24 protein-coding genes are annotated in these 23749 nt (G+C 65.0%); 18 read left to right on the top strand and 6 right to left on the bottom strand.

What is annotated here, in order from left to right; all coding sequences use genetic code 11:
- Window positions 1–15: 15 nt before the first annotated feature.
- On the bottom strand, window positions 16–1059 hold the full coding sequence (locus ACODSD_RS11425; protein ID WP_488877426.1) for a sugar ABC transporter substrate-binding protein: 1044 nt from the start codon (window positions 1057–1059) through the stop codon (window positions 16–18).
- A 205-nt stretch (window positions 1060–1264) separates the two neighbouring features.
- Between ACODSD_RS11425 and ACODSD_RS11420 the strand changes: the two genes are divergently transcribed.
- From ACODSD_RS11420 to dcuC, 7 genes are all read left to right on the top strand, one after another.
- Window positions 1265–2131: a MurR/RpiR family transcriptional regulator gene (locus ACODSD_RS11420; protein ID WP_235087486.1), complete on the top strand. Its 867-nt coding sequence runs from the start codon at window positions 1265–1267 to the stop codon at window positions 2129–2131.
- On the top strand, window positions 2121–3119 hold the full coding sequence (gene iolG / locus ACODSD_RS11415; protein ID WP_488877425.1) for an inositol 2-dehydrogenase: 999 nt from the start codon (window positions 2121–2123) through the stop codon (window positions 3117–3119). The genes ACODSD_RS11420 and iolG overlap by 11 nt, the downstream gene beginning before the upstream one ends.
- 161 nt (window positions 3120–3280) lie before the next feature.
- A complete protein-coding gene (locus ACODSD_RS11410) occupies window positions 3281–4297 on the top strand; it encodes a Gfo/Idh/MocA family oxidoreductase (RefSeq protein WP_488877424.1) in 1017 nt (338 codons plus the stop codon).
- Between the two features lie 279 nt (window positions 4298–4576).
- Window positions 4577–5653, top strand: a complete 1077-nt coding sequence (gene glpQ / locus ACODSD_RS11405; RefSeq protein WP_107800074.1) for a glycerophosphodiester phosphodiesterase — start codon at window positions 4577–4579, stop codon at window positions 5651–5653.
- Between the two features lie 425 nt (window positions 5654–6078).
- On the top strand, window positions 6079–6717 hold the full coding sequence (locus tag ACODSD_RS11400; RefSeq protein ID WP_488877423.1) for a DUF5610 domain-containing protein: 639 nt from the start codon (window positions 6079–6081) through the stop codon (window positions 6715–6717).
- A gap of 153 nt (window positions 6718–6870) precedes the next feature.
- Window positions 6871–7392: a DUF5610 domain-containing protein gene (locus tag ACODSD_RS11395; protein WP_107800076.1), complete on the top strand. Its 522-nt coding sequence runs from the start codon at window positions 6871–6873 to the stop codon at window positions 7390–7392.
- Between the two features lie 178 nt (window positions 7393–7570).
- Window positions 7571–8920 carry an anaerobic C4-dicarboxylate transporter DcuC gene (dcuC, locus tag ACODSD_RS11390; protein ID WP_107800077.1) on the top strand — a complete coding sequence of 450 codons (1350 nt, stop codon included), beginning with the start codon at window positions 7571–7573 and terminating at the stop codon, window positions 8918–8920.
- A gap of 276 nt (window positions 8921–9196) precedes the next feature.
- Here the strand turns inward: dcuC and ACODSD_RS11385 are convergent, their stop codons facing one another.
- The gene (locus ACODSD_RS11385) at window positions 9197–10309 is read right to left on the bottom strand and encodes a M35 family metalloendopeptidase (RefSeq protein ID WP_253313955.1); all 1113 of its coding nucleotides are present in this window, start codon (window positions 10307–10309) and stop codon (window positions 9197–9199) included.
- A gap of 362 nt (window positions 10310–10671) precedes the next feature.
- Here ACODSD_RS11385 and queC point away from each other — a divergent pair, with 362 nt between their 5' ends.
- From queC to ACODSD_RS11335, 10 genes are all read left to right on the top strand, one after another.
- Window positions 10672–11370: a 7-cyano-7-deazaguanine synthase QueC gene (queC, locus tag ACODSD_RS11380; RefSeq protein ID WP_107800079.1), complete on the top strand. Its 699-nt coding sequence runs from the start codon at window positions 10672–10674 to the stop codon at window positions 11368–11370.
- A gap of 1 nt (window position 11371) precedes the next feature.
- Window positions 11372–12391 (top strand): 6-pyruvoyl trahydropterin synthase family protein, encoded by a 1020-nt coding sequence (locus ACODSD_RS11375; protein WP_488877422.1) that lies wholly within the window; start codon window positions 11372–11374, stop codon window positions 12389–12391.
- Between the two features lie 185 nt (window positions 12392–12576).
- On the top strand, window positions 12577–13212 hold the full coding sequence (queE, locus tag ACODSD_RS11370; RefSeq protein WP_233246717.1) for a 7-carboxy-7-deazaguanine synthase: 636 nt from the start codon (window positions 12577–12579) through the stop codon (window positions 13210–13212).
- Between the two features lie 293 nt (window positions 13213–13505).
- Window positions 13506–13766 carry a BufA1 family periplasmic bufferin-type metallophore gene (locus tag ACODSD_RS11365; RefSeq protein WP_107800082.1) on the top strand — a complete coding sequence of 87 codons (261 nt, stop codon included), beginning with the start codon at window positions 13506–13508 and terminating at the stop codon, window positions 13764–13766.
- Between the two features lie 163 nt (window positions 13767–13929).
- A complete protein-coding gene (locus tag ACODSD_RS11360; RefSeq protein WP_166452120.1) occupies window positions 13930–14205 on the top strand; it encodes a BufA1 family periplasmic bufferin-type metallophore in 276 nt (91 codons plus the stop codon).
- Between the two features lie 46 nt (window positions 14206–14251).
- Window positions 14252–15079, top strand: a complete 828-nt coding sequence (gene bufB / locus ACODSD_RS11355; RefSeq protein WP_233246718.1) for an MNIO family bufferin maturase — start codon at window positions 14252–14254, stop codon at window positions 15077–15079.
- Window positions 15066–15815, top strand: coding sequence for an HvfC/BufC family peptide modification chaperone (locus ACODSD_RS11350; RefSeq protein WP_488877421.1), 750 nt, complete (start codon window positions 15066–15068; stop codon window positions 15813–15815). The genes bufB and ACODSD_RS11350 overlap by 14 nt, the downstream gene beginning before the upstream one ends.
- A gap of 259 nt (window positions 15816–16074) precedes the next feature.
- On the top strand, window positions 16075–16545 hold the full coding sequence (locus tag ACODSD_RS11345; RefSeq protein ID WP_474454132.1) for a DoxX family membrane protein: 471 nt from the start codon (window positions 16075–16077) through the stop codon (window positions 16543–16545).
- 60 nt (window positions 16546–16605) lie between these two features.
- Window positions 16606–17454 (top strand): phosphoserine phosphatase SerB, encoded by an 849-nt coding sequence (serB, locus tag ACODSD_RS11340; RefSeq protein ID WP_235087465.1) that lies wholly within the window; start codon window positions 16606–16608, stop codon window positions 17452–17454.
- A 25-nt stretch (window positions 17455–17479) separates the two neighbouring features.
- A complete protein-coding gene (locus ACODSD_RS11335; protein ID WP_107800086.1) occupies window positions 17480–17992 on the top strand; it encodes a hypothetical protein in 513 nt (170 codons plus the stop codon).
- 146 nt (window positions 17993–18138) lie between these two features.
- Here the strand turns inward: ACODSD_RS11335 and ACODSD_RS11330 are convergent, their stop codons facing one another.
- The 4 genes from ACODSD_RS11330 to phhA form a co-directional block, all read right to left on the bottom strand.
- Window positions 18139–19203 (bottom strand): ABC transporter ATP-binding protein, encoded by a 1065-nt coding sequence (locus tag ACODSD_RS11330; RefSeq protein ID WP_227104266.1) that lies wholly within the window; start codon window positions 19201–19203, stop codon window positions 18139–18141.
- A gap of 1 nt (window position 19204) precedes the next feature.
- Window positions 19205–20815 (bottom strand): ABC transporter permease, encoded by a 1611-nt coding sequence (locus ACODSD_RS11325; RefSeq protein WP_488877420.1) that lies wholly within the window; start codon window positions 20813–20815, stop codon window positions 19205–19207.
- A gap of 108 nt (window positions 20816–20923) precedes the next feature.
- Window positions 20924–21916, bottom strand: coding sequence for an extracellular solute-binding protein (locus tag ACODSD_RS11320; protein WP_488877419.1), 993 nt, complete (start codon window positions 21914–21916; stop codon window positions 20924–20926).
- Between the two features lie 310 nt (window positions 21917–22226).
- Window positions 22227–23120, bottom strand: a complete 894-nt coding sequence (gene phhA / locus ACODSD_RS11315; RefSeq protein WP_107800089.1) for a phenylalanine 4-monooxygenase — start codon at window positions 23118–23120, stop codon at window positions 22227–22229.
- A 131-nt stretch (window positions 23121–23251) separates the two neighbouring features.
- On the opposite strand from phhA, the gene ACODSD_RS11310 reads away from it, so the two are divergent.
- Window positions 23252–23734: an Lrp/AsnC family transcriptional regulator gene (locus ACODSD_RS11310; protein ID WP_227104270.1), complete on the top strand. Its 483-nt coding sequence runs from the start codon at window positions 23252–23254 to the stop codon at window positions 23732–23734.
- Window positions 23735–23749: the final 15 nt, after the last annotated feature.

Genomic DNA, 23749 nt, shown 5'->3' with positions numbered 1-23749 from the left:
ATCGGGAAACGGCGGTCAGCGGAACTGCCCGGCGTACTTCTCCACCTTGGCGATATTGTCCTTGGTGACGAAGCCGGGGCCGGAGTTGATGTGGCGGCCCTTGTAGAGGGGGGCCAGCCCGTACTCCCTCAGCCGGGCCTGGAATTTGGGACTGGCCTTGAGCGCCGCTTCCACCTTGACCGGGTCCGCGGTCTTGTCGCGTTTCATGATGGCCAGCGCCGCCACCGGGATATAGCCCTGCAGATAGGGTTGCTGGTCGATGGCGAACTTGACGGTGCCGTCCTTGATCGCCTTGGAAATGTCCTCGGACAGGTCGAAGGTGGCGAAGTAGAGCTTGCCGGCCAGGCCCATCTTCTTCACCGCCTTGATCGCCGGGCTGGCCGAGGTCGGCCCCAGCGTCAGCAGCGCCTGGGTGCCGGGATTGTTGCGCAGATAGGCGCTGACCTTGCTTTCGATGCCGGTGGGGTCGTCGCCGGCGTCCAGCGTGGATTTGCGCACATCGGCGCCGATGGCGTCGGCGAAGCCCTTGCAGCGCTCGAAGGAGGCCGGATTGGTGGCGTAGTGGTTGACGCAGAGAAAGCTCTTGATCCCGGCGGCCTTGGCCTGCTTGCCGGAATCGAAGCCGGCGTCGTATTCCGGCTGGCCCACGTGCAGCAAGGCGCCCAGGTTTTCGCTTTGCTTGACGGTGCCGGAATTGATGGTGACCAGCGGAATCTTCTTGGCCACCACCTGGCCCAGCGGCCGCTTCAGCACATCGTAATCGGCGATGCTGGCGATCACGCCGTCGTAATTGCGCGCCGCCGCCTGTTCGATCAAGCGCGCCATGTCGGCCAGGTCGCCGTTGGGCGGATTGCGGTAATCCACCTGCACGTTGAAATCCTCGCCGGCCTGCTTGATCGCGTTCTTGATGGTGTTCCACCAGGCGTCGGAATCCGGCGCGTGGCTGACCAGCACGAAACGGGCGTCGGCCGCCAAGGCCGGCTGAGCCAGCGCGCAGAGCGCCAGCGCCGCCGCGGGCAGTGCCCGCCTCCACTTACACTTCCAGGATCGCTGCTGCATCTCTCTCCTCCTTCTTCTCCGCCGGCCCATCGTGGGGCCCGCTATGGTGTCGGCCGCGGCCGCTGTCTGGCGTCGGGCGTGAAATCACCTTAAGAGCTTTCGCTCTATTCTGCAAATAATTTTCCAAATATGTTTTTCAATAGAAAATTATTTTCGAACACAAGGACAAAACGTATACTGGTCAAAACCTTAGGAAAACCCGCCCATGGCCAACACCGTCCCCGCCGAGGAATTGATGCAGCGCATCGCCGCCGAATACGACACGCTGAGCAAGCAGCTGAAAGTGATTGCCGGCTACGTGGAGCAGCACCGGGGCACGCTGATGCTGCAACGCATTACCGACATCGCCCAGGCTTGCGAGGTGCAGCCTTCGGCCATCGTCCGCTTCGCCCAGCGCTTCGGCTTTGCCGGCTTTTCCGATATGCAGGCCGTGTTCCGTGACGCATTTACGCCACAGGGCGCGCCGCAGCCCAATTACCGCCAGCGCATCCAGAGCCTGATCGCCAGCCGCGACGAGCAGCGCTCCGCCGCCGGCATGACCCGGGACTTCATCGCCGCCTGCCAGCAAGGACTGCAGGAACTGGACGCCGCGCTGGACGAGGCGCAGCTGGAGGCGGCGGTGGAACTGCTGCTGAACGCCGACAACATCTACGTGACCGGGGTGCGGCGCATGTTTCCCATCGCCTCCTACATCGCCTACGCCTTGCAGCACACCGCCAAGAAAGTGCATCTGCTGTCCGGCCTGGGCGGCATGTTTCCGCAGCAAATCCGCAGCATTGGCGAACAAGACGTGCTGATCGCCATCAGCTTCCAGCCCTACGGCAAGGAAAGCCGCTATTGCGCGCGGGTGGCGGCGCAGCACAAGGCCCGGCAATTGGTGATCACCGACAGCCAGCTCAGCCCGCTGGCGCGCGGGGCCGACGCGGTATTGACGGTCAGGGAAGGCTCGGCCTTCTCCTTCCGTTCGCTGACCAGCACCATCTGCCTGTGCCAGGCGCTGTTCATCGCGCTGGCCTGCCGGCTGGAGCTGAACATAGAAGAAACCAAGGAGACTGGAGGATATGATGATTGACGCAGCGCTGTTCGGAGCCGGCCGCATCGGCAAGATCCACGCCGCCAACCTTGCCCGCCTGCCGGGCATGCGGCTCAAATACGTGGTGGACAGCCACGCGCCGGCGGCGCGGGAGCTGGCCGCCGCCCACGGCGCCGAGGCCTGCGCCGCGGAACAAGCGTTGGACGATCCCGCGGTGCGCGCCGTCATCATCGCCGCCAGCACCGACACCCACGCCGAGCTGATCCTGGCCGCCGCCGCACGCGGCAAAGCCATCTTCTGCGAAAAACCGGTGGACCTGGAGCTGGAGCGCGCGCGCCAGTGCGCCCAGGCGGTGGCCGCGGCCGGCGTGCCCTGCCTGATCGGCTTCCAGCGCCGCTACGACCCCACCTTCGCCGCGCTCAAGGCCAGGCTGGCCGCCGGCGAGATCGGCTCGCCGGAAATGCTGATCGTCACCAGCCGCGACCCCGGCGCGCCGCCGCTGGACTATATCCGCCGCTCCGGCGGCATCTTCAAGGACATGTTGATCCACGACTTCGACATCTGCCGCTGGATTCTGGACGACGAAGTCCTCAGCGTGCACGCCAACGCCAGCGCGCTGAGCGACCCGGCCATCGCCGCCGCCGGCGACGCCGACAGCGCGGCGGTGACGCTGCGCACCCGCCAGGGCCGGCTGTGCCAGATCAACACCAGCCGCCGCGCCGCCTACGGCTACGATCAGCGCTTCGAAGTGCTGGGCAGCCGCGGCATGCTGCAGGCCGGCAACCACCGGCCCACCGAGGTGATCGCCTACGGCGAGCGCGCCGTGGCCGCCGACCTGCCGGAGCCCTTCTTCCTGGAGCGCTACCGCCAGGCCTACGCCGCCGAGATGGCGCACTTTCTGGAGGTGATCCGCGACGGCGCCGCGCCGCGCACCACGGTGGAGGACGGCGTGCGCGCGCTGGAACTGGCCGACGCCGCCACCCGCTCCTGGCGCTCGGGTCAGGTCGTCGAATTGGATCAGGTCTAAGAGCCTGTTCACAATCTCGCGAGCAAGAGCGAGACAAGGCGTTGCGGCTGAGAAAGCGGAATGTACAAATGGTACATGAGCATTTCGAAGCGGTTTTCAACGCGGTATCGCCGCAGCGCAGCAGATCGTGAACAGGTTCCAACTCAACAGGGAGGCTTGTCATGTCTACATTAAACCTCGGCGTCGCCGGCCTGGGCCGGCTGGGCCGCCGCCACGCGCTCAATCTGCGCGAGCGCATCGTCGGCGCGCGCGTGATCGCCGTCTGCTCGCCGCTGCCGGAAGAACTGGACTGGGCGAGCCGGGAACTGCCCGACGCCGCCGGCCACGCCGCGCTGGAGGGCCTGCTGGCCGAACCGGGGCTGGACGCGGTCTTGCTGGCCACCCCCACCGCGCTGCACGCCGAGCAGATCATCGCCTGCCTGGACGCGGGCAAACACGTGTTCTGCGAAAAGCCGCTGGCGCTGAATCTGGAGGACTGCCTGCGAGTGGAGCGCGCCGCCGCCCGCCGCCCGGAACTCAAGGCCATGGTGGGTTTCGTGCGCCGCTTCGACCCCAGCTACCAGGACGCCGCCGCCAAGCTGGCGCAGGGCCTGGTGGGCCGGCCCTATCTGGTGCGCTCGCAAACCTGCGATCTCAACGACGACAGCGGCTTCTTCGTGCAATTCGCCCCCGCCAGCGGCGGCATCTTCATGGATTGCAGCATCCACGACATCGACCTGGCGCGCTGGCTGCTGGGCGCGCCGCGTCCGTTGCGGGTATGGGCCAGCGGCGTCAACGCGGTGCACGGCGCGCTGGCGCAATACGGCGACGTGGACAACGGCGTGGCGATGTGCGAGTTCGAGGACGGCAAGCTGGCCTGCTTCTACGCCTCGCGCACTCAGGCCCACGGCCATGAAACGCTGACCGAGATCTTCGCCACCCAGGGCCGGCTGAGCGTGGGCGCCAACCCGCGCGCCAACCGCGTGGAGATCAGCGACCGCCACGGCGTGCGCAATGAATGCGTGACGGATTTCTATCAGCGCTTCGCCGAAGCCTTCACGCTGGAACTGCAGCACTTCGTCGACGCCGCGCGCCTGGACCTGCCGCTGGCCTTGAGCCTGGCCGATGCCCGCGAAGCCACCCGCATCGGCCTGGCCATCGCAGAGGCCTTGAGGACCCGGCAGGCGGTGGAGTTGTAGAACCTGTTTACGCTCTGCCGCGCGCCGGCGGGAGCAAGGAAGAAAGACGTGAAAACGGCTTGCCTCGCGGTCGCCGCAAAGGCGTAAGCACCTTCAAAACTACCGCGCCGGGGGGCTTGCCGCCGGCGCGGCGATACCCTATCGTCCTACTCCTTTCAGCCAAAACAAAACCATGACGATGCCGATGGACTGGCCGGGTTTCATCACGCCGACATCCGCGCATCCGATCATGGCGTCGCGCCAACGCCCATTGCGAACCACCCTATATAAGGAGAAGCCATGTCATTCGCTTGCAAACCCCTGCTCGCCGCCGTCGCGCTGGCCATCGGTCTGGCCGCGTCCGCCCAGGCCGCGGACAAAATCGTCATCGCCCACCGCGGCGCCAGCGGCTACCTGCCGGAACACACGCTGCCGTCCAAGGCGCTGGCCTACGCCCAGGGCGCCGACTATCTGGAGCAGGACCTGGTGATGACCAAGGACGACAGGCTGGTCGTGCTGCATGACCATTACCTGGACCGCGTCACCGACGTGGCCGAACGCTTTCCCGAGCGCGCGCGCAAGGACGGACGCTATTACGCGATCGACTTCACCCTGGCCGAAATCAAATCGCTGCGCTTCACCGAAGGCTTCGACATCGACAAGGGCGTCAAGCGTCAGAGCTATCCCGGCCGCTTCCCCATGGGCAAGTCCGATTTCCGCATCCACACTTTTGAAGAGGAAATCGAGTTCATCCAGGGCCTGAACCACTCCACCGGCCGCAATATCGGCATCTATCCGGAGATCAAGGCGCCGTGGTTCCATCGCCAGGAAGGCAAGGACATCACGGTGAAGGCGCTGGAGGTGCTCAAGCGCTACGGCTACACCGGCAAGAACGACAAGGTCTACCTGCAGTGCTTCGACTTCAACGAGCTGAAGCGCATCAAGACCGAGCTGATGCCCAAGGCCGGCATGGACCTCAAGCTGGTGCAGCTGATCGCTTACACCGACTGGCAGGAAACCTTCGAACAGAACGCCGCCGGTCAGTGGGTGAACTACAACTACGACTGGATGTTCCGTCCGGAAGGCATGAAGGAAATCGCCAAGTACGCCGACGGCATCGGCCCGCAATACCCGATGCTGATAGACAAGGCCTCCGCCCCGGGCAAGATCAAGCTCACCGGCATGGGCCGCGCCGCGCACGCCAACGGCCTGGTGATCCATCCCTACACCCTGCGCAAGGACGCGCTGCCGGCTTACGCCAAGAATATGGACCAGCTGCTGGACGCGGTGTACAACCGCGCCCAGGTGGACGGCGCCTTCAGCGACTTCCCGGACCTGGCGGTGGATTTCCTGCGCCGCCAGAAACAGCACCGCTAAGAGCCGCTAACAAAACCCCTGATCCTGCGTTGCGCCTCCTTGTCGTACTACTCGTACTGCCTGCGTCGGCGCGCCTTGGCTCAGGTTCTCTGCGAGCTTTTGTTAGCGGCCCTAAGCGCGCGTTCCGAAGCCGGCAGCCGCCGGCTGTCAACGCCAGAGCCGGGCCGGCCCAAAGCCAGCCTGGGCTCTGCCTGCCGCATGCACGCGCCCACCGAAATTAAGCCTCAAGTTTCCGCGGGCCCGGCCGAAAATATGGCCATACTGAGGTAAGGCAGCCCTCGGTGTCCTTGCGCCCGCTGCGCAAGCCCCCAACAACACAGCAGATTCAGACCAGGTCGACCAACACCAACAGCGCCTTGGGCATGAAGGCGTCGCGCCGCTTCCGGCCGTCGATCACAACCGCCCTTTCCGCTTAGGAGCGCACTATGTCCGTCAATTCCGTGAACAACCCGTCCGTCGGCAGTCAGCTCAGCGCCAGCGTCCAGCAGAGCCAGACCAGCAGCAGCGGCCAGAACGTCAGCAGCACCGTCACCGCGCGCAATCAATTGAACGCGCGGCTGGTGGCCAATCTGGACGTTTCCACCAACGCCGACGGCAAATCGCTGTCCCTGCTCTACCGCACCGCCATCGACAGCATCAACCAGATCCTGGCCGATCAGCTGAACGGCGGCGGCGACGCCCAGGCCGCGTCCGACGGCCAAAGCGCCCAGGGCGCGCAGCAAACGCCCAACATCCTGCAACAGAAGATGAGCGAGGACAATTCGCCGGAAGGCACGTCCCAGCGCATCCTGTCCGGCGCGCTCAGCTTCTTCAGCACCTACGCCAAGCAACATCCGGAACTGAGCCAGGAAGAGCAGGCCAAGAACTTCGTCGACATCGTGCGCGGCGGCTTCGAGAAAGGCTATGCCGAGGCCGTGGACGTCCTCAACGGCCTCAAGGTGTTCAACGGCAATATCGCCGACGAGATCAAGAAAACCCGCGATCTGGTCAACAAGGGCTTTGACGACTTCGTCGCCAGCATGAAGCCCAAGACCCAGAGCGACACCGCCGCGGCAACAAGCTGACGGTTAAAACTGAATGCAGCGTTAAATTAAAAATAAAGTTTTCCCCGACCATGCCGAAAATAGGTCATGGCCGGGGAAGCGAAACAGATCCGCACCGCGTTTCCGACCGAACGCCGCCAGCCAGACCGGCGGCATGCTCGCAAGGAGACCGTCATGCCCATCCTGCCCATTACCCTGACCCATGCCGGCCGCGCCGCCGGACACCAGCTCTCGCAACAAGAGCATGGCGGCAAACACGGCCGCCAGCGCGAGCCCGCCGCCGCCGCGGCCAAGCCCGGCGCCGACAGCCGCTTTTCCGCCGACAAGCAATTCCTGGATTTATTTCACCACGCGGTGATGGACCCGCTCAGCTGCGCGCTGGATCTGCCGCTGATGGGCAAGGACCTGCTGAGCGGCCTGGGCCTGGAACACAATCCCGGCTACGCGGCGGAACGGATCGTCCGCGACTTCTACCAGCTGTACGCCCTCTACCGGCAGCAACACCCCAAGCAATCGCCGATGCAGCAGCTGTTCATCTTCCTGGCCGTCGCGCGGCAGAGCCTGGACTGCGGCTTCAATGAAACCCATCAGGTGCTGGAAAACATGAATATGCTGCACCTCGCCTACCACGATCTGGTCTCGGCCAAGGAGCAAGTGACGGTGGCGCTGATCAACTTCGGCCAGCCGCCGGTCTAGGCAACGATTCCGGCTCTAGCGCGGAACGCGCCTCAGGCGCCTGTCCCTCTCTCCCTGCCCTCCCCTAAGCGCGGCCGAGCGCCGCGTTCTTGCCCCATATCAATTTTGATTCATCTAGAAATATGCTCATTCGTATTTTTTAGTAAATTATAATTTTGTTATTTACATTGAGCTGGATATGGAATTACTGATAGGCACGATAGTCACGCTGCTGGTGGGCCGGGCTATCTTCAAAGGCTACTCCGCCACCGGCGTGCTGATGCTGGGCGGTCTGGCGCTGTTGATCGCCACCGCCTTGCAAGGCATGCCGGTGCTGCCCAAAAACGTGGCCGCCACCGGCCACGCCGCCACGGACATCGCCGAGTTCGTCAAATCCCTGCTCAGCAGCCGCGCCGCGGACCTGGGCCTGATGGTGATGGCGCTGTGCGGCTTCGCCGGCTATATGACCCATATCGGCGCCAACGACATGGTGGTCAAGCTGGCCTCCAAGCCGCTCAGCCGCATCAAGTCGCCGTACGTGCTGATGGTGGCGGCCTACTTCGTCGCCTGCCTGCTGTCGCTGGCGGTGTCGTCCGCCACCGGCCTGGGCGTGCTGCTGATGGCCACCTTGTTCCCGCTGATGGTGAACATGGGCATCAGCCGCGGCGCGGCGGCGGCCATCTGCGCGTCGCCGGCGGCGCTGATCTTGTCGCCCACCTCCGGCGACGTGGTGATCGCCGCCCAGGCCTCGGGTATGCCGCTGATCGATTTCGCCTTCAAGACCACGCTGCCCATCTCGCTGCTGGCCATCGCCGGCATAGGCTGCGCCCACTTCTTCTGGCAACGCTATCTGGACCGCAAGGAAAACCTGCCGCTGACGCGCCAGGACGTGCACGAGATCGTCACCGACGCGCCGGCGCTGTACTGCCTGCTGCCGTTCACGCCCATCGCCGGCGTGCTGGTGTTCAACGGCAAGCTGGCGCCGGAGCTGCACATCGTCACCGTGCTGATCCTGTGCATCGCGCTGGCCGCGCTGGTGGAATTCCTGCGCCATCGCCGCGCCGCGCCGGTGTTCGCCGGCCTGGAAGTGGCTTACAAGGGCATGGGCGACGCCTTCAGCAGCGTGGTGATGCTGATCGTGGCCGCCGGCGTGTTCGCCCACGGCCTGTCCGCGCTGGGCTTCATCAATCAGTTGATCGGCCTGGCGCAGTCCTTCGGCTCCGGCGCCATGGTCTTGATGCTGGTGCTGGTGGCGATCACCACGCTGGCGGCGCTGACCACCGGCTCCGGCAACGCGCCCTTCTACGCCTTCGTGGAACTGATCCCCAAACTGGCGGCCGAAGCCGGCATCAACCCGGCCTTCCTCGCCATCCCCATGCTGCAGGCGTCCAATCTGGGCCGCACCGTGTCGCCAGTGTCCGGCGTGGTGGTGGCCTGCGCCGGCATGGGCCAGGTGTCGCCGTTCGAGATCGTCAAGCGCACCTCGGTGCCGGTGATCGTCGGCCTGGTGATTGTGGTGTTGGGCACGCTGGCGCTGGTGCCGGCCTGAGAGCCCGTTCAATGTCTGCTGCGCGTCGGCAGGATGGATGTAAGAAGCGCATTGAAAACAGCTCCGAAATGCTCATGTACCGTATGTGCATTCCGCTCCCTTAGCCGCAACGCCTTGTCTCGCCCTAGCTCGCGAGACTTTGAACAGGCTCTGAGAACCCGTTTCCGATCTGCAGCGCTTCAGCAATAAGGCGTTTGAAGCGCCGCCAAACCCGGTTCCCGCCGAAGAGAAAACGGCCGCCCTCAGGCGGCCGTTTCTCATGGCGCAAGGGAAAGCTTATTGCTGGGCCGGGGTGTTCTCGGCGAAGTATTCGTGGTTGTCGGCGTTGTTCAAGGCCTGGGTCGGATTGGTCTTCGCCAGGTTCTTGGCGCCCGCCTGGCCATAAACGTGGTCGTCGGTGCCCGCCACCACGGTGAAGTGGGACAACTCATGCACCAGGGTGCCGCCCTTGGAGTCGGTGCCGCTGGTCGGCGCGTTCCAGAAGGCGCCGCACAGATAGATCTTGTACGGCTGCGCAGGATAGACGTAGGCGTAAGTGCCGGCCTGGGTGCAACCGCAATCGATGCTGATCGGCTTGGTGTCCAGCGCGTCCTTGATGCTGACGTAATGGGACTTGGCGGTGTTCCAGTTGGCCAGCGCGTACTTGCCGAACCACGTGGTGTAGCGCGGGGTGCCGGACGGAGAACCGGACAGATAGCTGACCGAATCGTTGGCCATATTGATGGCCGCGCTGACGCCGCCGTTGGTCTGGCTTTGCTGGGTCACCGAGCAATTGGCCGCGTAAGTGACGCTGGACGCGGCCGCCTTGCGGCTGAGGATGGACCATTCGCGTTGCGCGTCCAGCGACTGCTTCAACAGCTTGCTGCTGCGGCCGGCCACCGACACGCTGGCGGTATTGGAGCTCAGCACCTCGTCGGCGGCGACGGCGGCGTCCGCGCCGGAGGCGATCTTGGCGTTCAGCTGCGGCGCGGCGCGGTTCAGCACGCGGGAGCTGGCCGCCTGGAAGCGCACGTCGAAACGGCCGCTTTTCGACATATCGTAGTAGTCGGACACCTTGACCTTGACGCTCAGCGAAGCGCCCGGCGCCAGCGCCACGGTATCCTTGATGGTGGGCACCGCCCGCTTGTAGCGCGGCCCCAGATAGCTGACCGGCTTGCCGTCGCGGCTGACCTCGAAAATCTGTTCCTGCAAATCCTGCCCCGGCACGTACCATTTGTAGATATGCAAGGTTTCCTTGCCGGTATTGCGGTAATTCAACACCACCTCGACGTCCTGATCCGCCGCCACCGCGGCCTGCTGCTTGGCCACGCTCACTTGCAGATCATGCGCCTGGGCGAAGCCGCCCCCCAAAGCCATCACGAACAAGGCAATCGGCAACACTTTTTTCATTGATCTTCTCCTGGCGGAAACACCGGCCCCTCTGCCGCGCTTGTGGCCCGACAGCGCGTTGCCAGCCCTTCCAACCCCTTTGTCATCACGTGTTTATTAAAATGGATCGCAAACATATTTCGAATGCGAAAGTCATTAATTACATGACGAAGACATGATTTCAATCAAGAAAAGCGGCCTTGCCGACACGAAATCGGCGGCTGTCTGATTTTTGGCACGCTTCATAAAACAGCCTGTTCTAGGTTAAAGTAGCGGGTTGCCCTGCTTGGTGAGACCGATCCAGGCAGGCGACATGCCGGCAGGCCCGCGCCGCGCCCGGCTCCGCATCTCAACCTTCGACTGTTTATCGAATGGCGAACACAATGAATCAGACACCTGAAAAGGCTCTGGTCGTCCTTTCCGGCGGCCAGGACTCCACCACCTGCCTGTATTGGGCCTTACAGACCTTCGGCCGCGACAATGTCGAAGCCGTCACCTTCGACTACGGCCAGCGCCACCGCGTGGAGCTGGACTGCGCGCGCAAGATCGCCGCGCTCGCCGGCGTGCGCCAGACCGTGCTGCCCATCGACACCTTCGCCGCCATCGGCGGCAACGCGCTGACCGACGCCGACATCGCGCCGGAAGACGGCGCCCGCGACGACGACGCGCTGCCCAACACCTTCGTGCCCGGCCGCAACCTGATCTTCCTGACCTTCGCCGCCGCGCTGGCCTATACCCGCGGCGCGCGCCACCTGGTCGCCGGCGTCGCCCAGACCGACTATTCCGGCTATCCCGATTGCCGCGAAAACACCCTCAAGGCGCTGGAAGTGGCGCTGCGGCTGGGCATGGACAGCCGAGTGGAGCTGCACGCGCCGCTGATGTATCTGTCCAAGGCGGAAACCGTGGCTTTGGCGCAACAAGTCGGCGCGATGGACGCATTATCCTGGAGCCACACCTGTTATAACGGACAGGTGCCGCCCTGCGGCCATTGCGCGTCTTGCGAGTTGCGCGCCAAGGGTTTCGCCGAAGCCGGCGTGCCCGACCCGTTGATCGTCCGCTGCCAAACCCGCCAGGAGGACTGAGATGCACACCTCCAGCCTGATCGCCGGCGCCCGCTTCGAAGCCGCCCGGCAGGTGAGCGGCGCGTCCGACCTCACCGCGCGCCCGCATGGCCACAGCTTTCGCGTCATCGCCCGCGCCGACGCCCAATACCCGGCCCACGAGCGGCTGCAGGCGGCGCTGGACGCCGCCGTCGCGCCGCTGGACTACGCCGATCTGAACCGCCAACTGAGCCAATGCGACGATCTGGCGCTGGCCGCCCACCTCGCCGCCGCCCTGCCCTGCCCGGCGGCGCTGAGCCTGCAAAGCTCGCCGCAGCGCGGCGTGACGCTGGACGGCGACCTCGCGCTCAACTGGATACAGGTTCAGTTCGAGGCCGCCCATCAACTGCCCCATGTGCCGGCTGGCCATAAATGCGGCCGTCTGCACGGCCACGGTTTCGGCGTGCGTCTCGCCGCCGACGCCAGGCTCAGCGGCCATCCGCGGCTGGAGGCCGCCTGGCGGCCCTTGTTCCTGGAACTCAATCACCGCTACCTCAACGACATCGCCGGCCTGGACAACCCCACCAGCGAAGTGCTGGCGCAATGGCTGCATCAGCGGCTGGCCGACACGCTGCCGGGCCTGGCCTGGGTGGAGGTGCGCGAAACCCATAGCGCCGGCAGCCAGTTCGACGGCCGGCGCTTCCGCATCTGGAAGGAACAGCGCTTTGAAAGCGCCCGGCCCTTCAACGATCAGGGCGCCTACACCGGCCACAGCTATCTGGTCCGGCTGATGCTCAGCGGCGAGCTGGACCAGGCCATGGGCTGGCTGCTGGACTTCGGCGACGTCAAGGACCGCTTCAAGCCCATCTACCGCCAGCTGGACCACAATCCGCTGGACCGGCTCAGCGGCGTGCGCGGCGGCGACAGCGCCTCGGTGGCGGAGTGGGTGCACGCCCATCTGTCGCCGCTGGTGCCGGAACTGGCGCGCATCGATCTGATGGAGCAGGAGCTGCGCGGCGTGTCGCTGATGTTCCGCGACGATATGCGCTGGCCGCTGCTGTAAGAACCTGTTTACGATCTGCTGCGCGTCGGCGGGATGGATAGAAATGGGCGTTGAAACCAAGCTCAGTGCTCATGTACCACATGTACATTCCGCTTTTTCGCTCGTTTTCGCCTTAGCTCGCCTTAGCTCGCAAGATCGTAAACACGTTCTAAGCCTGTCCCTTCATTACATTTAGAGAACGCGCTGTGACGACTTACACGGTCAAGGAAATCTTCTACACGCTGCAAGGCGAAGGCCGGCAGGCCGGCCGCGCCGCGGTGTTCTGCCGCTTCTCCGGCTGCAATCTATGGTCCGGCCGCGAGGAGGACCGCGCCAAGGCGGTCTGCCAATTCTGCGACACCGACTTCGTCGGCGTCGGCCCGGACGGCGGCAAATTCAAGAGCGCGGCGGCGCTGGCCGAGCGCATCGCCGCGGAATGGCCGGCCGGCGCCGGCGGCGCGCCCTATGTGGTGTGCACCGGCGGCGAGCCCTTGCTGCAACTGGACGCCGAGCTGATCGCCGAACTGCACCGGCTCGGCTTCGAGGTGGCGGTGGAAACCAACGGCACCGTGGCCGCGCCGCCGGGGCTGGACTGGATCTGCGTCAGCCCCAAGGCCGGCGCGGAACTGCTGCTGCAAAGCGGCGACGAACTGAAGCTGGTCTATCCGCAGGCGACGCAGACGCCGGAAAGCGTCGAACAGCTGGACTTCGACACCTTCTATCTGCAACCGATGGACGGCCCGAACCTCGCCGCCAACACCCGCGCCGCCATCGCCTACTGCATGGCCCATCCGCGCTGGCGGCTGTCGGTGCAGACACATAAAGTTACCAATATCCGCTGAACTTGCCGGGCCCTTCGGGGCCCAATCCTTATCCGCCTCCCTCGCCCCCTCGCTCCCCCCGCAAAAAAAATCGCGTTCCGCCGTAATGGAACCGCCTTGACGCCGACTTACCGGCAAGAAGGGCGGCCAGGCGGCGCGGTGAATCAAAAAATCGCATCTACAGTGTAAGAAGCCGGCAAGGCCCCCGACTCAATCCATGTCCGACCCGGTGAAAGCAAGGGCGGGAAACGCGGGCTCGTTTATAATCCGCACCATCAAGTTTCGGCCACAGGCCGTTAAACAGGAGAACCACCATGAGTACCAGCAAAACCCTGATCGCATCCGCTCTCGGCGCCGTCGTCGCCATCGGCGCGCTGGCATCCGCTCCGGCGGCCGCCGCCGACAAGGAAAAGTGCTACGGCATCGCCCAGGCAGGCAAGAACGACTGCGCGTCCGCCACCGGCGCCCACTCCTGCGCCGGCCAGGCCAAGACGGACAAAGACCCGGGCGACTGGAAATACGTGGCCAAGGGCAGCTGCGAGAAAATGGGCGGCAGCACCGCTCCCAAGAAGTAAGCCGGACCCGGCCGGAGCGCGGCCCTTGTCGCGCGCCGGCCGGAATCTGAACGAAATCTGAAAGAACGAATTTCAAATCCATGTAGTCTCAGCGAGGTTTGCCAAACGCCGGTCTTGGAGTCCGCTCACAAACCGGCCCGCACCCACCTCACAGGAGACTGACATGAACACCGCTCGCAAACTGCTCGCTTCCGCCGTCGGCGCCGTCATCGCGCTGGGCGTCGCCGCCTCGGCTCAGGCCGAAGACGCGCCTCAGCCCAAGGAAAAATGCTACGGCGTCACCCCGGCCGGCAAGAACGACTGCGCGTCCGCCGACGGCGCCCACTACTGCGCCGGCGAAGCCAAGGTGGACAACGATCCCAACGAGTGGCACAACGTGCCCAAGGGCACATGCGAGGGCCTGGGCGGCCGCACCACGCCGCCGCCGAAGCAATCCTAATCGCGCCGCCGGGCCCGCCCGGACGGGCGACCCGAGGTGAATGATGATGGAAACCAAGCTTCCCGCGGTGTGCGGCGTCGGCCTGCGCGCCCCGCATTACCGCGAAGCGCTGGACAGCCGCCCGGACCTGGGCTGGGTGGAAGTGCACAGCGAGAACTTCTTCGACGGCGGCATGCCCTGGAGCATGCTGCGCGAAGTGGCCGCCTGTTGGCCGCTGTCGCTGCACGGCGTCGGCCTGGGCCTGGGCTCGGCCGCGCGCCCGGACCCGGCCCATCTGGCCTCGCTCAAGCGGCTGGTGGACGCCGTACAGCCGGCCGCGGTGTCGGAACACCTGTCCTTCAACCATTCCGAACGTCGTTTCGTCAACGATCTGCTGCCCATTCCCTATACCCGCGAATCGCTGGCGGTGATCGCCGGCCACGTCGCGGAAACCCAGGACGCGCTGGGCCGAGTCATCCTGCTGGAAAACCTGTCCAGCTATCTGGAGTTCCCCGGCAACGAGATGCACGAGGGCGAGTTCCTGGCCGAACTGGTGCGCCGCACCGGCTGCGGCATCCTGCTGGACATCAATAATCTCTACGTCAACCGCGTCAATCTGGGCGTGGACACCGACGCGGTGCTGGACGCGCTGCCGCCGGAGGCGATAGGCGAGATCCACCTGGCCGGCTACAGCGAACGCGAGGGCATGCTGGTGGACACCCACAGCCAGCCGGTGCACGACGGCGTCTGGCAGCTGTACCGCGAAGCCATCGCCCGGCTGGGCCCGCGGCCCACCTTGATCGAATGGGATCTGGAGATTCCGCCGCTGGCCACCTTGCGCGGCGAGGCCGCCAAGGCCCAGGCCATCCTGGAGGCCGCGTATGAACGGGTTTGATTGGCAGGCGGAACTGCTGGAACAGATCGCCGATCCGGCCCGCGCGGCGGAAGCGGCGCTGGCGCTGAACCCGGCCGGCCTCGCGGTCTACCGCAACAATTACCGGGTGGGGCTGATCGACACCCTGGCCTTCATCTACCCGGTCTGCCGCCAGCTGGTGGGCGAGGACTTCTTCACCGGCCTGGCCCGCGTCTTCATCGGCGGCCATCCCTCGCATAGCGGCAATCTGCATCTGTACGGCGCCGGTTTCGGCGACTTCATCGCCGGCTTCGAACACGCCCGCGCGCTTCCCTATCTGGCGGACGTCGCGCGGCTGGAATGGCGGGTCCACCGCGCCTACTACGCCGCCGACGCCGCGCCGGCCGACAGCGCCGCGCTGGCCGCCTTCCCGCAGCAACGCTGGGGCGAACTCAGGCTGCGGCCGCTGCCCGACGTCGCCGCCCTGCTCAGCCCCTGGCCGGCCGCGTCGATCTGGCTGGCCCATCAACGCCAACCGGTGGCGCTGGACGTGGATCTGCACCGGCAGCCGGAGGCGACGCTGGTCTACCGCCTCCAGGGCCGGGTTCAGGTCGACATCGTCGGCCCCGGCCTGGCCGCGCTGCTGCAAGCCTTCCTCGACGGCACGACGCTGGAAACCGCGGTGGAACAGGCGCTGGCCGCCGAAGCGGACTTCGACCTGCAAGCCGGCCTGCTGCGGCTGTTCCAGCAGCGTCTGATCCAAGACGTTACGCTGTAAACACACTTAAACCCTAAGAGCCTGTTCACGATCTCGCGAGCAAGAGCGAGACAAGGCGAAAACGGCTGAGAAAGCGGAATGTACGAGTGGTACATGAGCATTTCGAAGGTGTTTTCAACGCCGTATCGCCGCAGCGCAGCAGATCGTAAACAGGTTCGCCGAATCTCATCCAAGCTTGCGGGCATGGACGGGGAACGCACGCCCGCGGTTTGCCATCCGCCGCCGCTGAACCATACTCAACACACAGGAGACACCCGCCATGAACCCCTTGACCTGCTCCCGCCTCAACGCGCCCTACCGCTGGCTGATCCGCGGTGGCGATCTGCTGCAACCGCTGCTCTTGCTGCTGTTCCGGCTGTGGATCGCCAATGCGTTCTTCAAATCCGGCCTGACCAAGATAGACGACTGGGACACCACCCTCCTGCTGTTCACCGAGGAATACCACGTGCCGCTGCTGCCGCCCGCCGTCGCCGCGGCCTTGGCCACGGCCGGCGAACTGGGCCTGTCCGCGCTGCTGGCGCTGGGCCTGGGCGCGCGCTTCGCCGCCGCCGGCCTGTTCATCCTCAACGCGGTGGCGGTGATCAGTTATCCGGGGCTGACCGAGGCCACCCGCGAATTCCATTACTACTGGGGCATGCTGATCGCCGCCGTGTTCGCCTTCGGCCCCGGCCTGCTGTCCCTGGACGCGCCGCTGCGGCGCTGGAGCCGGTGCCATGCGGCGCGGGACTGAACCGGCGGCCGGCGCGGCGTGGCATAATGCCCGTTCCGACACGCATTGACCCGCCACGCCATGAGCCTCGCCTACACCCTGGTGATCCAAGCCGACGCGCTGGACCCGCATCATCTGCATGAACTGGCCCACCTCGCCGAGGCCACCCATATGGACCATCCCAGTCCAAACGTGGCGCGCCTGCGCGGCGCAGCGCCGGCGCAACGGACCGCGGCGCTGGCCTTGTGCGAGCAATGGGGCTACGACGGCGCCTATGTCGAAGCCGGCCGCAGCTTCGCCGATTTCGGCCTGCTGGTGTCGGATATGGACTCCACGCTGATCACCATCGAATGCATAGACGAAATCGCGGACATGAACGGCCTCAAGCCTCAGGTGGCGGCCATCACCGAGCGCTCGATGCATGGCGAACTGGACTTCGCCGCCTCGCTGACGGAGCGGGTGGCGCTGCTGCGCGGGCTGCCGGAAAGCGCGCTGGAACAGGTCTATCGTGAAAGAGTCAGGCTGATGCCGGGCGCCGAGGCCTTGCTGGCCGCCTGCAAACGCCACGGCGTCAAATTCATGCTGGTGTCCGGCGGCTTCACCTTCTTCACCGACAGACTGAAAGCCGAGCTGGGCCTGGACTTCGCCTTCGCCAATCAGTTGGAAGTGGAAAACGGCGCCTTGACCGGCCGGGTGCGCGGCCCCATCGTCGACGCCGCCGCCAAGAAGCGCTTGCTGATCCAGCAGCGCGAGGCGCTGGGCCTGAAGCCAGAGCAGGTGCTGGCGATGGGCGACGGCGCCAACGACTTGCAGATGCTGGCCGAAGCCGGCGTCGGCATCGCCGTGCACGCCAAGCCGGTGGTGCGCGCCCAGGCCGACATCGCCGTCAACCACGGCGGCCTGGACCGCATCCTGAACCTGTATCACTGAACGGCCACGCCGCGGGAGCCGACCGATGAGCTTATTTCCCGAACTGGGCAGCGCCAGTTTCGACGCCGAACTGCCGTTCTCGGTCCAGCCCTTGCCGGGCGGGATCTGCCCGGCGCGCCAGGAACGCGAAACCCGGCTGGCGCTGCGGGTGCTGGCCGCGCCCACCGAAACCCTGCCCGAGGCCGATCCGATGCTGGTCAGGCTGGAGGCCAAGCTGGACCTGGCGCTGGAAGTGTCGCTGCTGTCCCGCCATCCGGAGCGCCCGCCGCTGACGCCGTGCCGGCTGGGCCTGGACAGCATCGCCTGGATCTCCGAGCACGCCAACCACGGCAGCGAGCCGGTGCTGGTGGCGCTATGCCCCAATCCCGATTCCGCGCTGCTGCTCTTCCTCGCCGCCCGCATCAACACGGTGACGCCGGGTGAAAACGGCAATTACCTGATCCGCGCCGACATCGCCGGCGCCTTCGACGAAACCACTCGCCTGCTGTGGGAGAAATGGGTGTTCCGCCGCCATCGCAAGGCGATACTGGAACGCTAAGAGCGTGTTCACGATCTCGCGAGACAAGGCGAGACAAGGCGAAAACGGCTGAGAAAGCGGAATGTACACACGGTACATGAGCATTTCGAAGCGGGCACTCATCGCACAATGTCTCTACCGACGCGCAGCTGATCGTAAACAGGTTCTTAGCCCTCGCGCGGAAAGGCGATCAAATGATCCAGTTCCAGCCGGATGCCTATCGCCTCCCCCACCGCGTGGTCGTGATGGCTGGGCACCTGGGCCAGCACCCGCTGGCCGGAAGGCAGCGCCAGCGTGTAATGGAACTCCGCGCCGCGGAACACCTTGGCGCAGACCAAGGCCCGCGTCGGACTGGCGTCGTCGTGCTGCACATCGTCGGGCCGCACCAGCACGTCCACCTCGTCCCCGGTCTCGAACTGCAAGGGCACGATGCCGCAGAACTCGCCTATCTCCAACGCCACGCAACGCGGCCCGGTCACCTTGCCGGCCAGGAACACGCCCTGGCCGATGAAGTCGGCGACGTAGCGGGTGGCCGGCTCGTGGTACAGCCGGTACGGCGTGTCCCACTGCAATAGCCGGCCCTGCTGCATCACCCCGACGCGGTCGGCGATGGCGAAGGCCTCGTGCTGATCATGGGTCACCATGATGGCGGTGGCGCCCTGGCTTTTCAGGATGTCGCGCACCTCGCGCGACAAGCGCTCGCGCAGGTCCACGTCCAGATTGGAAAAGGGCTCGTCCAGCAGCAGCAGGCTGGGCCTCGGCGCCAGAGCCCGCGCCAGCGCCACCCGCTGCTGCTGGCCGCCGGACAGCTCGTGCGGGTAACGCCGCGCCCACTCCGCCAGGCCCACCACCTCCAGCACCTCCAGCACCCGCGCCGCGCGCTGGGCCTTGGGCAAGGCGTCCAGGCCGAAGCCGACGTTGCCGGCCACGGTCAGATGCGGGAACAAGGCGTAGTCCTGAAACACCATGCCGATGCGGCGTTGATGTGCCGGCACCTGCTCGCGGATGGAGCTGATCACCTGGCCGTTGAGGCGGATCTCGCCGCCCAGCAGGCCCTCGAAACCGGCAATGCAACGCAGCACCGTGGTTTTGCCGCAGCCGGAACTGCCCAACAGGCAGGCGATTTCGCCCGCCCGCAATTCGAAACTCATATTGTCGACCACGCGGGTCTCGCCGTACTTCTGGCTGACCAGGTCGAACTCCAGCAAAGCTTGCATATCCATACGCTTCATCTCAGGCCGCATCCTTCTGCCGCGACAGCACCCATACCGGCAACAGGCCGGCCAGCACGATGGCCACCGCCGGCAAGGCCGCGCGCTCCCATTCGCCCTCGGTGGTCAAATTGAAAATTCTCACCGCCAGCGTGTCCCAGCCGTAAGGCCGGGTCATCAGCGTGATCGGCATCTCCTTCATCACGTCGACGAACACCATCAGCGCCGCGGTGAACAGGCCGCCGCGCAGCAGCGGCAGATGCAGGCGCGCCAGCAGGCGCAAGCCGCTGTAGCCCATATTGCGCGCCGCCTCCTCCTGGCTGCGGCTGATGCGGTGCATGGCCGCGTCCACCGCGGAATGCCCCACGGCTAGGAAGCGCGCCACATAGGCCAGCATCAGCACCAGCAAAGTGCCCTTGATCACCGCGCTGGCGTCCGCCGCCAGCCAGGGGCGCAGCCAGGCCAGCAGCAGATTGTCGAACCAGGCCACCGGCACGAACACCCCCACCGCCAGCACCGTGCCCGGCACCGCGTAGCCCAGGGTCGCCAGCCGGCTCCACAAACGGGTCCAGCGCGTCGGATCGCGCCGCGCCGCGTAACTGAGCAATAAGGCGATCATGGCCACCAGAACCGCGGCCAGCGAGGCCAGCAGCAGCGAGTTGGCCACGTGGCCGAGGAAATCCGCGTCCAGGTCCTCGGCCAGGTGGGCGCCGGCCCAGACCAGCAGCTGGCCGAAGGGCAAGACGAAGGCCAGCGCCAGCACCAGCGAGCAGGCGGCGGCGGCCAGCCAGCCGGCCGCGCCCTCCAGCCGCAAGCGCGGCTGCGGCGCCGCCTTGCCGGCCTGGGTATAGGCGCGGCGGCCGCGCGAACGCTGCTCCAGCCACAGCAGCAGCAGCACCATCAACACCAGCAAGGACGCCAGTTGCTTGGCCGCCGGCAAGGAGAACAGGCTGAACCAGGCCTTGTAGATGGCCGAGGTGAAGGCGTCGAAATTGAAAATGGCCACGGTGCCGAAGTCCGCCAGCGTTTCCATCAGCGCCAGCATCAGGCCGCCGGCGATCCACGGCCGCGCCATCGGCAGCGCCACGCGGCGGAAACCCTGCCAGCGCGACAAGCCCAGCGACTGCCCCACCTCCAGCGCGCGCCGGCCCATGGTGGCGAAAGCGTTGCGCGCCAACAGATAGACATAGGGGTAGAAGGCCAGCGACATCACCAGGATCACGCCCGGCGTGGAACGGATATTGGGCACCCAGGACGAATCGCCGAAACGCTCGCGCAGCCAGGTCTGCAAAGGCCCGGTGAAATCGAACAGGCCCAATTGCGAAAACGCCAGCACATAGGCCGGCATCGCCAGCGGCAGCATCAGCGCCCAGTGGAAGAAACGGCGGCCGGGGAAATCGTGCACCGCGGTCAGCCAGGCCAGCGGCACGCCCAGCAGCAGCACGCCGGCGCCGACGCCGCCTATCAGATACACGGTGTTGAGCAGCAGCTCCGGCAGCGTGTAATCGTACAAATGCCGCCACACCTCCCAATCCGGCGCCAGCAGCGACCATAAAATCACCAGCAAGGGCGCGACGGTCAGCAGGCTGACGCCAAAGGCCAGGCCGCGCCAAGGCGACAGAGAACGGATCATCGGCGGAGAAACCATGTCAAAAACGCAGGGAAACAAGCAAAGACAGCCTGCCGGGGCTTTGGTGCCCGACAGGCTGTAAATAAATGCGGACTGGCTGCCCGCCGCGGCTTATTTGTAGCCGACGCGGTCCATCAGCTTCACCGCTTCCGCCTGGCGCGAACCGGCGTTGGCGACATTGATGTAGCTGTGCTTGAAGTCGCCCCAGGCGGCCACGCGCGCGTCAGGCTTGACCTTGGGATTGACCGGGAACTCCATGTTCACGTCGGCGAACATATTCTGCGCCTTGGCGCTGGACAGCCACTCCAGGAACTTCAGCGCGCCCTTTTCGTTCTTGGCGTACTTGACCACGCCGGCGCCCGAAACGTTCACATGGGTGCCTTTGCCCGCCTGGTCGGCCCAGAAGATGCCTACCGGCAGATTGGGCGACTTTTCCATCAGGCGGCCGTAGTAATAGGTGTTGGCGATGCCCACTTCGCACTGGCCGGCGGCGATGGCCTCCAGCATCTTGGTGTCGTCCGGGAATTCGCGGGTGGCCAGATTATCCACCCAGCCCTTGACCACTTTCTCGGTCTTCACCGGGCCCAGATCGGACAACATCATCGCCACCAGCGACTGGTTGTAGACCTTCTTGGACGTGCGCAGGCACAACTTGCCCTTCCACTTGGGGTCGGCCAGGTCGGCGTAGCTGGACAGCTGGCCCGGCTTCACTTTCTGGGTGTTGTAGAAAATGGTGCGCGCGCGGATGGACAGGCCGTACCACTCATGGCTCGGATCGCGCAGATAGGACGGAATGTTGGCGTCCAGCAAGGGCGACTTCACCGGCTTGAACAAACCCATCTTGGCGGCCTGCCACAGATTGCCGGCGTCCACGGTCAGCAGCAGATCGGCCGGGCTGTTGCTGCCCTCGGCGCGCAGGCGCTCCATCAGCGGACCTTCCTTGTCCGACACCAGCTTGATGTTGACGCCGGTTTCCTTCTTGTAAACCTCGATGATGGGCTTGAGCAGTTGCTCGGCGCGAGCGCTGTAAACCACTACGTCTTCCGCCATGGCGTGGCCGGCGAAACCCGCCAGGACGGCGGCAAGCATCAGGTGCGTTTTCAAGGTGTGTCCCCTGTTGGGTTGAGCGATAGGAATCAGAGCCTCAATCTAAGAGCCTGTTTACGATCTGCTGCGCTGCGGCGATACGGCGTTGAAAACGGCTTCGAAATGCTCATGTACCGTGTGTACATTCCGCTTTCTCAGCCGTTTTCGCCTTGTCTCGCTCTAGCTCGCAAGATCGTAAACGGACTCTAACAAAAATGAGAATGCTTATCAATCTAGTAAACACCCCTGATTTCGTTTTAATCGAAACAAATAAAAAGACCCGCCGCGGCGGGTCTATCCCAAGCTTGCCAGCCATCACGGCCAGGCTTCACACATCCTCGGAATCGCCCCAGCCGCTGCGGTCGCCAATATTGAACACCTTGTCGGCCGGGGCCACGTCGCCGGCGCCCAGCGTCGGTTCCGCCGCCAGCCGCGCGTAGATGGGCGCGAAGTCCGGCGCGGTGGCGTCGAACAACTGCTGGAAGCTGTCGATGACGAAATAGGTTTTCTGGAAAGTGTCGATGCGGTAGCGGGTGCGCATGATGCGTTCCAGATCGAAGCCGACGCGGTTGGGACTGGCGCTGTCCAGGCAGTACACCGATTCGCCCTTGCTGGACACGATGCCCGCGCCGTAGATGCGCATGCCCTTGGGCGTGTTGATCAGGCCGAACTCCACCGTGTACCAGTACAAGCGCGCCAGCATCGGCAAGACGCCCAAGGCCTTGGCCTTCATCCCGCCCTTGCCGTAAGCCTCCAGGTAGTCGGCGAACACCGGATTGATCAACAGCGGCACATGGCCGAACAAATCATGGAACACATCGGGTTCTTGCAGATAATCCAGCTGATGCGGCTCGCGCAGCCACCAGGTGACCGGGAAGCGGCGGTTGGCCAGATGCTCGAAGAACACGTCGTCCGGAATCAGGCCCGGCACCGCGACGATCCGCCAGCCGGTGGCGGCCATCAGTTGTTCATTCAGCTTGGCGAAGTCCGGCACCCGGTCCGCGTCCACGCCCAGGCGCTCCAGGCCTTCCAGGAATTCGTCGCAGGCGCGGCCCGGCAGCATCTCGCTCTGGCGGCGGTACAGCGTGGCCCAGGTGGCGTGGTCGGCGGCGGTGTAGCGCTCCAGCGGTTGCGGCAGGGTGAAGTCCGCGCTGTCGTGGCTGAGTCCGACGTTCTTGCGCGTGGTGATGTCGGGCACGACGAAATCGGCTCGGTCGTTCATGGCGGTGGGTCCGGATATTTAGGTGGATAACTCTAGTTTAGGCCCGGAGCGATGCGGGAAGACCGCAAAATTTGCCTGTATGCGATTTTTTTTGCACACTTGCCGCATATAACCGCCATGAAATGCTCACTATGCGCAAAATTGAATTGGACCGCTTCGATTACCAGATCCTGGACGCGTTGCAGCACGACGCCCGCGTCACCCATCAGAAACTGGCGCAGCAAGTGGCTTTGTCCGCGTCCCAGATCGGCCGCCGCATCCAGCGCATGGAGGAAAGCGGCGTGATCCAGGGCTATCAGGTGGCGCTGAAGCCGGAACAGGTGGGCTTGTCGGTGATGGCTTTCGCCCACGTCAGCCTGGAGCGCCACAGCGAAAGCGCCTTGCAGGAATTCGCCCAGGCCATCAACGAGCTGCCGGAAGTGCTGGAATGCTACGCCGCCGCCGGCGAGGCGGACTATCTGCTGCGCATCGTGGTGCCGGACCTGCCCTCGCTGTCCACCTTCGTGATGAACCGGCTGATGCGGCTGTCGCTGGTGCGCAGCGTCAAATCCACCATCGCCTTGAACGCGATCAAACAGACGATGAAGCTGCCGCTGTCCTCGGTGCCGGAATGAAAAACGGCGGGAATA

Source organism: Chromobacterium sp. FG22 (genome assembly GCF_057809415.1).
Note: the sequence above shows the minus strand (reverse complement) of the source record. Positions and strands in the feature narration are given on the sequence as shown.

Bases quoted from the DNA above. Each gene is read 5' to 3' on its own strand.
- ACODSD_RS11425 (WP_488877426.1), bottom strand. From the start codon at position 1,059: ATGCAGCAGCGATCCTGGAAGTGTAAGTGGAGGCGGGCACTGCCCGCG.
- ACODSD_RS11420 (WP_235087486.1), top strand. From the start codon at position 1,265: ATGGCCAACACCGTCCCCGCCGAGGAATTGATGCAGCGCATCGCCGCC.
- iolG (WP_488877425.1), top strand. From the start codon at position 2,121: ATGATGATTGACGCAGCGCTGTTCGGAGCCGGCCGCATCGGCAAGATC.
- ACODSD_RS11410 (WP_488877424.1), top strand. From the start codon at position 3,281: ATGTCTACATTAAACCTCGGCGTCGCCGGCCTGGGCCGGCTGGGCCGC.
- glpQ (WP_107800074.1), top strand. From the start codon at position 4,577: ATGTCATTCGCTTGCAAACCCCTGCTCGCCGCCGTCGCGCTGGCCATC.
- ACODSD_RS11400 (WP_488877423.1), top strand. From the start codon at position 6,079: ATGTCCGTCAATTCCGTGAACAACCCGTCCGTCGGCAGTCAGCTCAGC.
- ACODSD_RS11395 (WP_107800076.1), top strand. From the start codon at position 6,871: ATGCCCATCCTGCCCATTACCCTGACCCATGCCGGCCGCGCCGCCGGA.
- dcuC (WP_107800077.1), top strand. From the start codon at position 7,571: ATGGAATTACTGATAGGCACGATAGTCACGCTGCTGGTGGGCCGGGCT.
- ACODSD_RS11385 (WP_253313955.1), bottom strand. From the start codon at position 10,309: ATGAAAAAAGTGTTGCCGATTGCCTTGTTCGTGATGGCTTTGGGGGGC.
- queC (WP_107800079.1), top strand. From the start codon at position 10,672: ATGAATCAGACACCTGAAAAGGCTCTGGTCGTCCTTTCCGGCGGCCAG.
- ACODSD_RS11375 (WP_488877422.1), top strand. From the start codon at position 11,372: ATGCACACCTCCAGCCTGATCGCCGGCGCCCGCTTCGAAGCCGCCCGG.
- ACODSD_RS11365 (WP_107800082.1), top strand. From the start codon at position 13,506: ATGAGTACCAGCAAAACCCTGATCGCATCCGCTCTCGGCGCCGTCGTC.
- ACODSD_RS11360 (WP_166452120.1), top strand. From the start codon at position 13,930: ATGAACACCGCTCGCAAACTGCTCGCTTCCGCCGTCGGCGCCGTCATC.
- bufB (WP_233246718.1), top strand. From the start codon at position 14,252: ATGGAAACCAAGCTTCCCGCGGTGTGCGGCGTCGGCCTGCGCGCCCCG.
- ACODSD_RS11350 (WP_488877421.1), top strand. From the start codon at position 15,066: ATGAACGGGTTTGATTGGCAGGCGGAACTGCTGGAACAGATCGCCGAT.
- ACODSD_RS11345 (WP_474454132.1), top strand. From the start codon at position 16,075: ATGAACCCCTTGACCTGCTCCCGCCTCAACGCGCCCTACCGCTGGCTG.
- serB (WP_235087465.1), top strand. From the start codon at position 16,606: ATGAGCCTCGCCTACACCCTGGTGATCCAAGCCGACGCGCTGGACCCG.
- ACODSD_RS11335 (WP_107800086.1), top strand. From the start codon at position 17,480: ATGAGCTTATTTCCCGAACTGGGCAGCGCCAGTTTCGACGCCGAACTG.
- ACODSD_RS11330 (WP_227104266.1), bottom strand. From the start codon at position 19,203: ATGAAGCGTATGGATATGCAAGCTTTGCTGGAGTTCGACCTGGTCAGC.
- ACODSD_RS11325 (WP_488877420.1), bottom strand. From the start codon at position 20,815: ATGATCCGTTCTCTGTCGCCTTGGCGCGGCCTGGCCTTTGGCGTCAGC.
- phhA (WP_107800089.1), bottom strand. From the start codon at position 23,120: ATGAACGACCGAGCCGATTTCGTCGTGCCCGACATCACCACGCGCAAG.
- ACODSD_RS11310 (WP_227104270.1), top strand. From the start codon at position 23,252: ATGCGCAAAATTGAATTGGACCGCTTCGATTACCAGATCCTGGACGCG.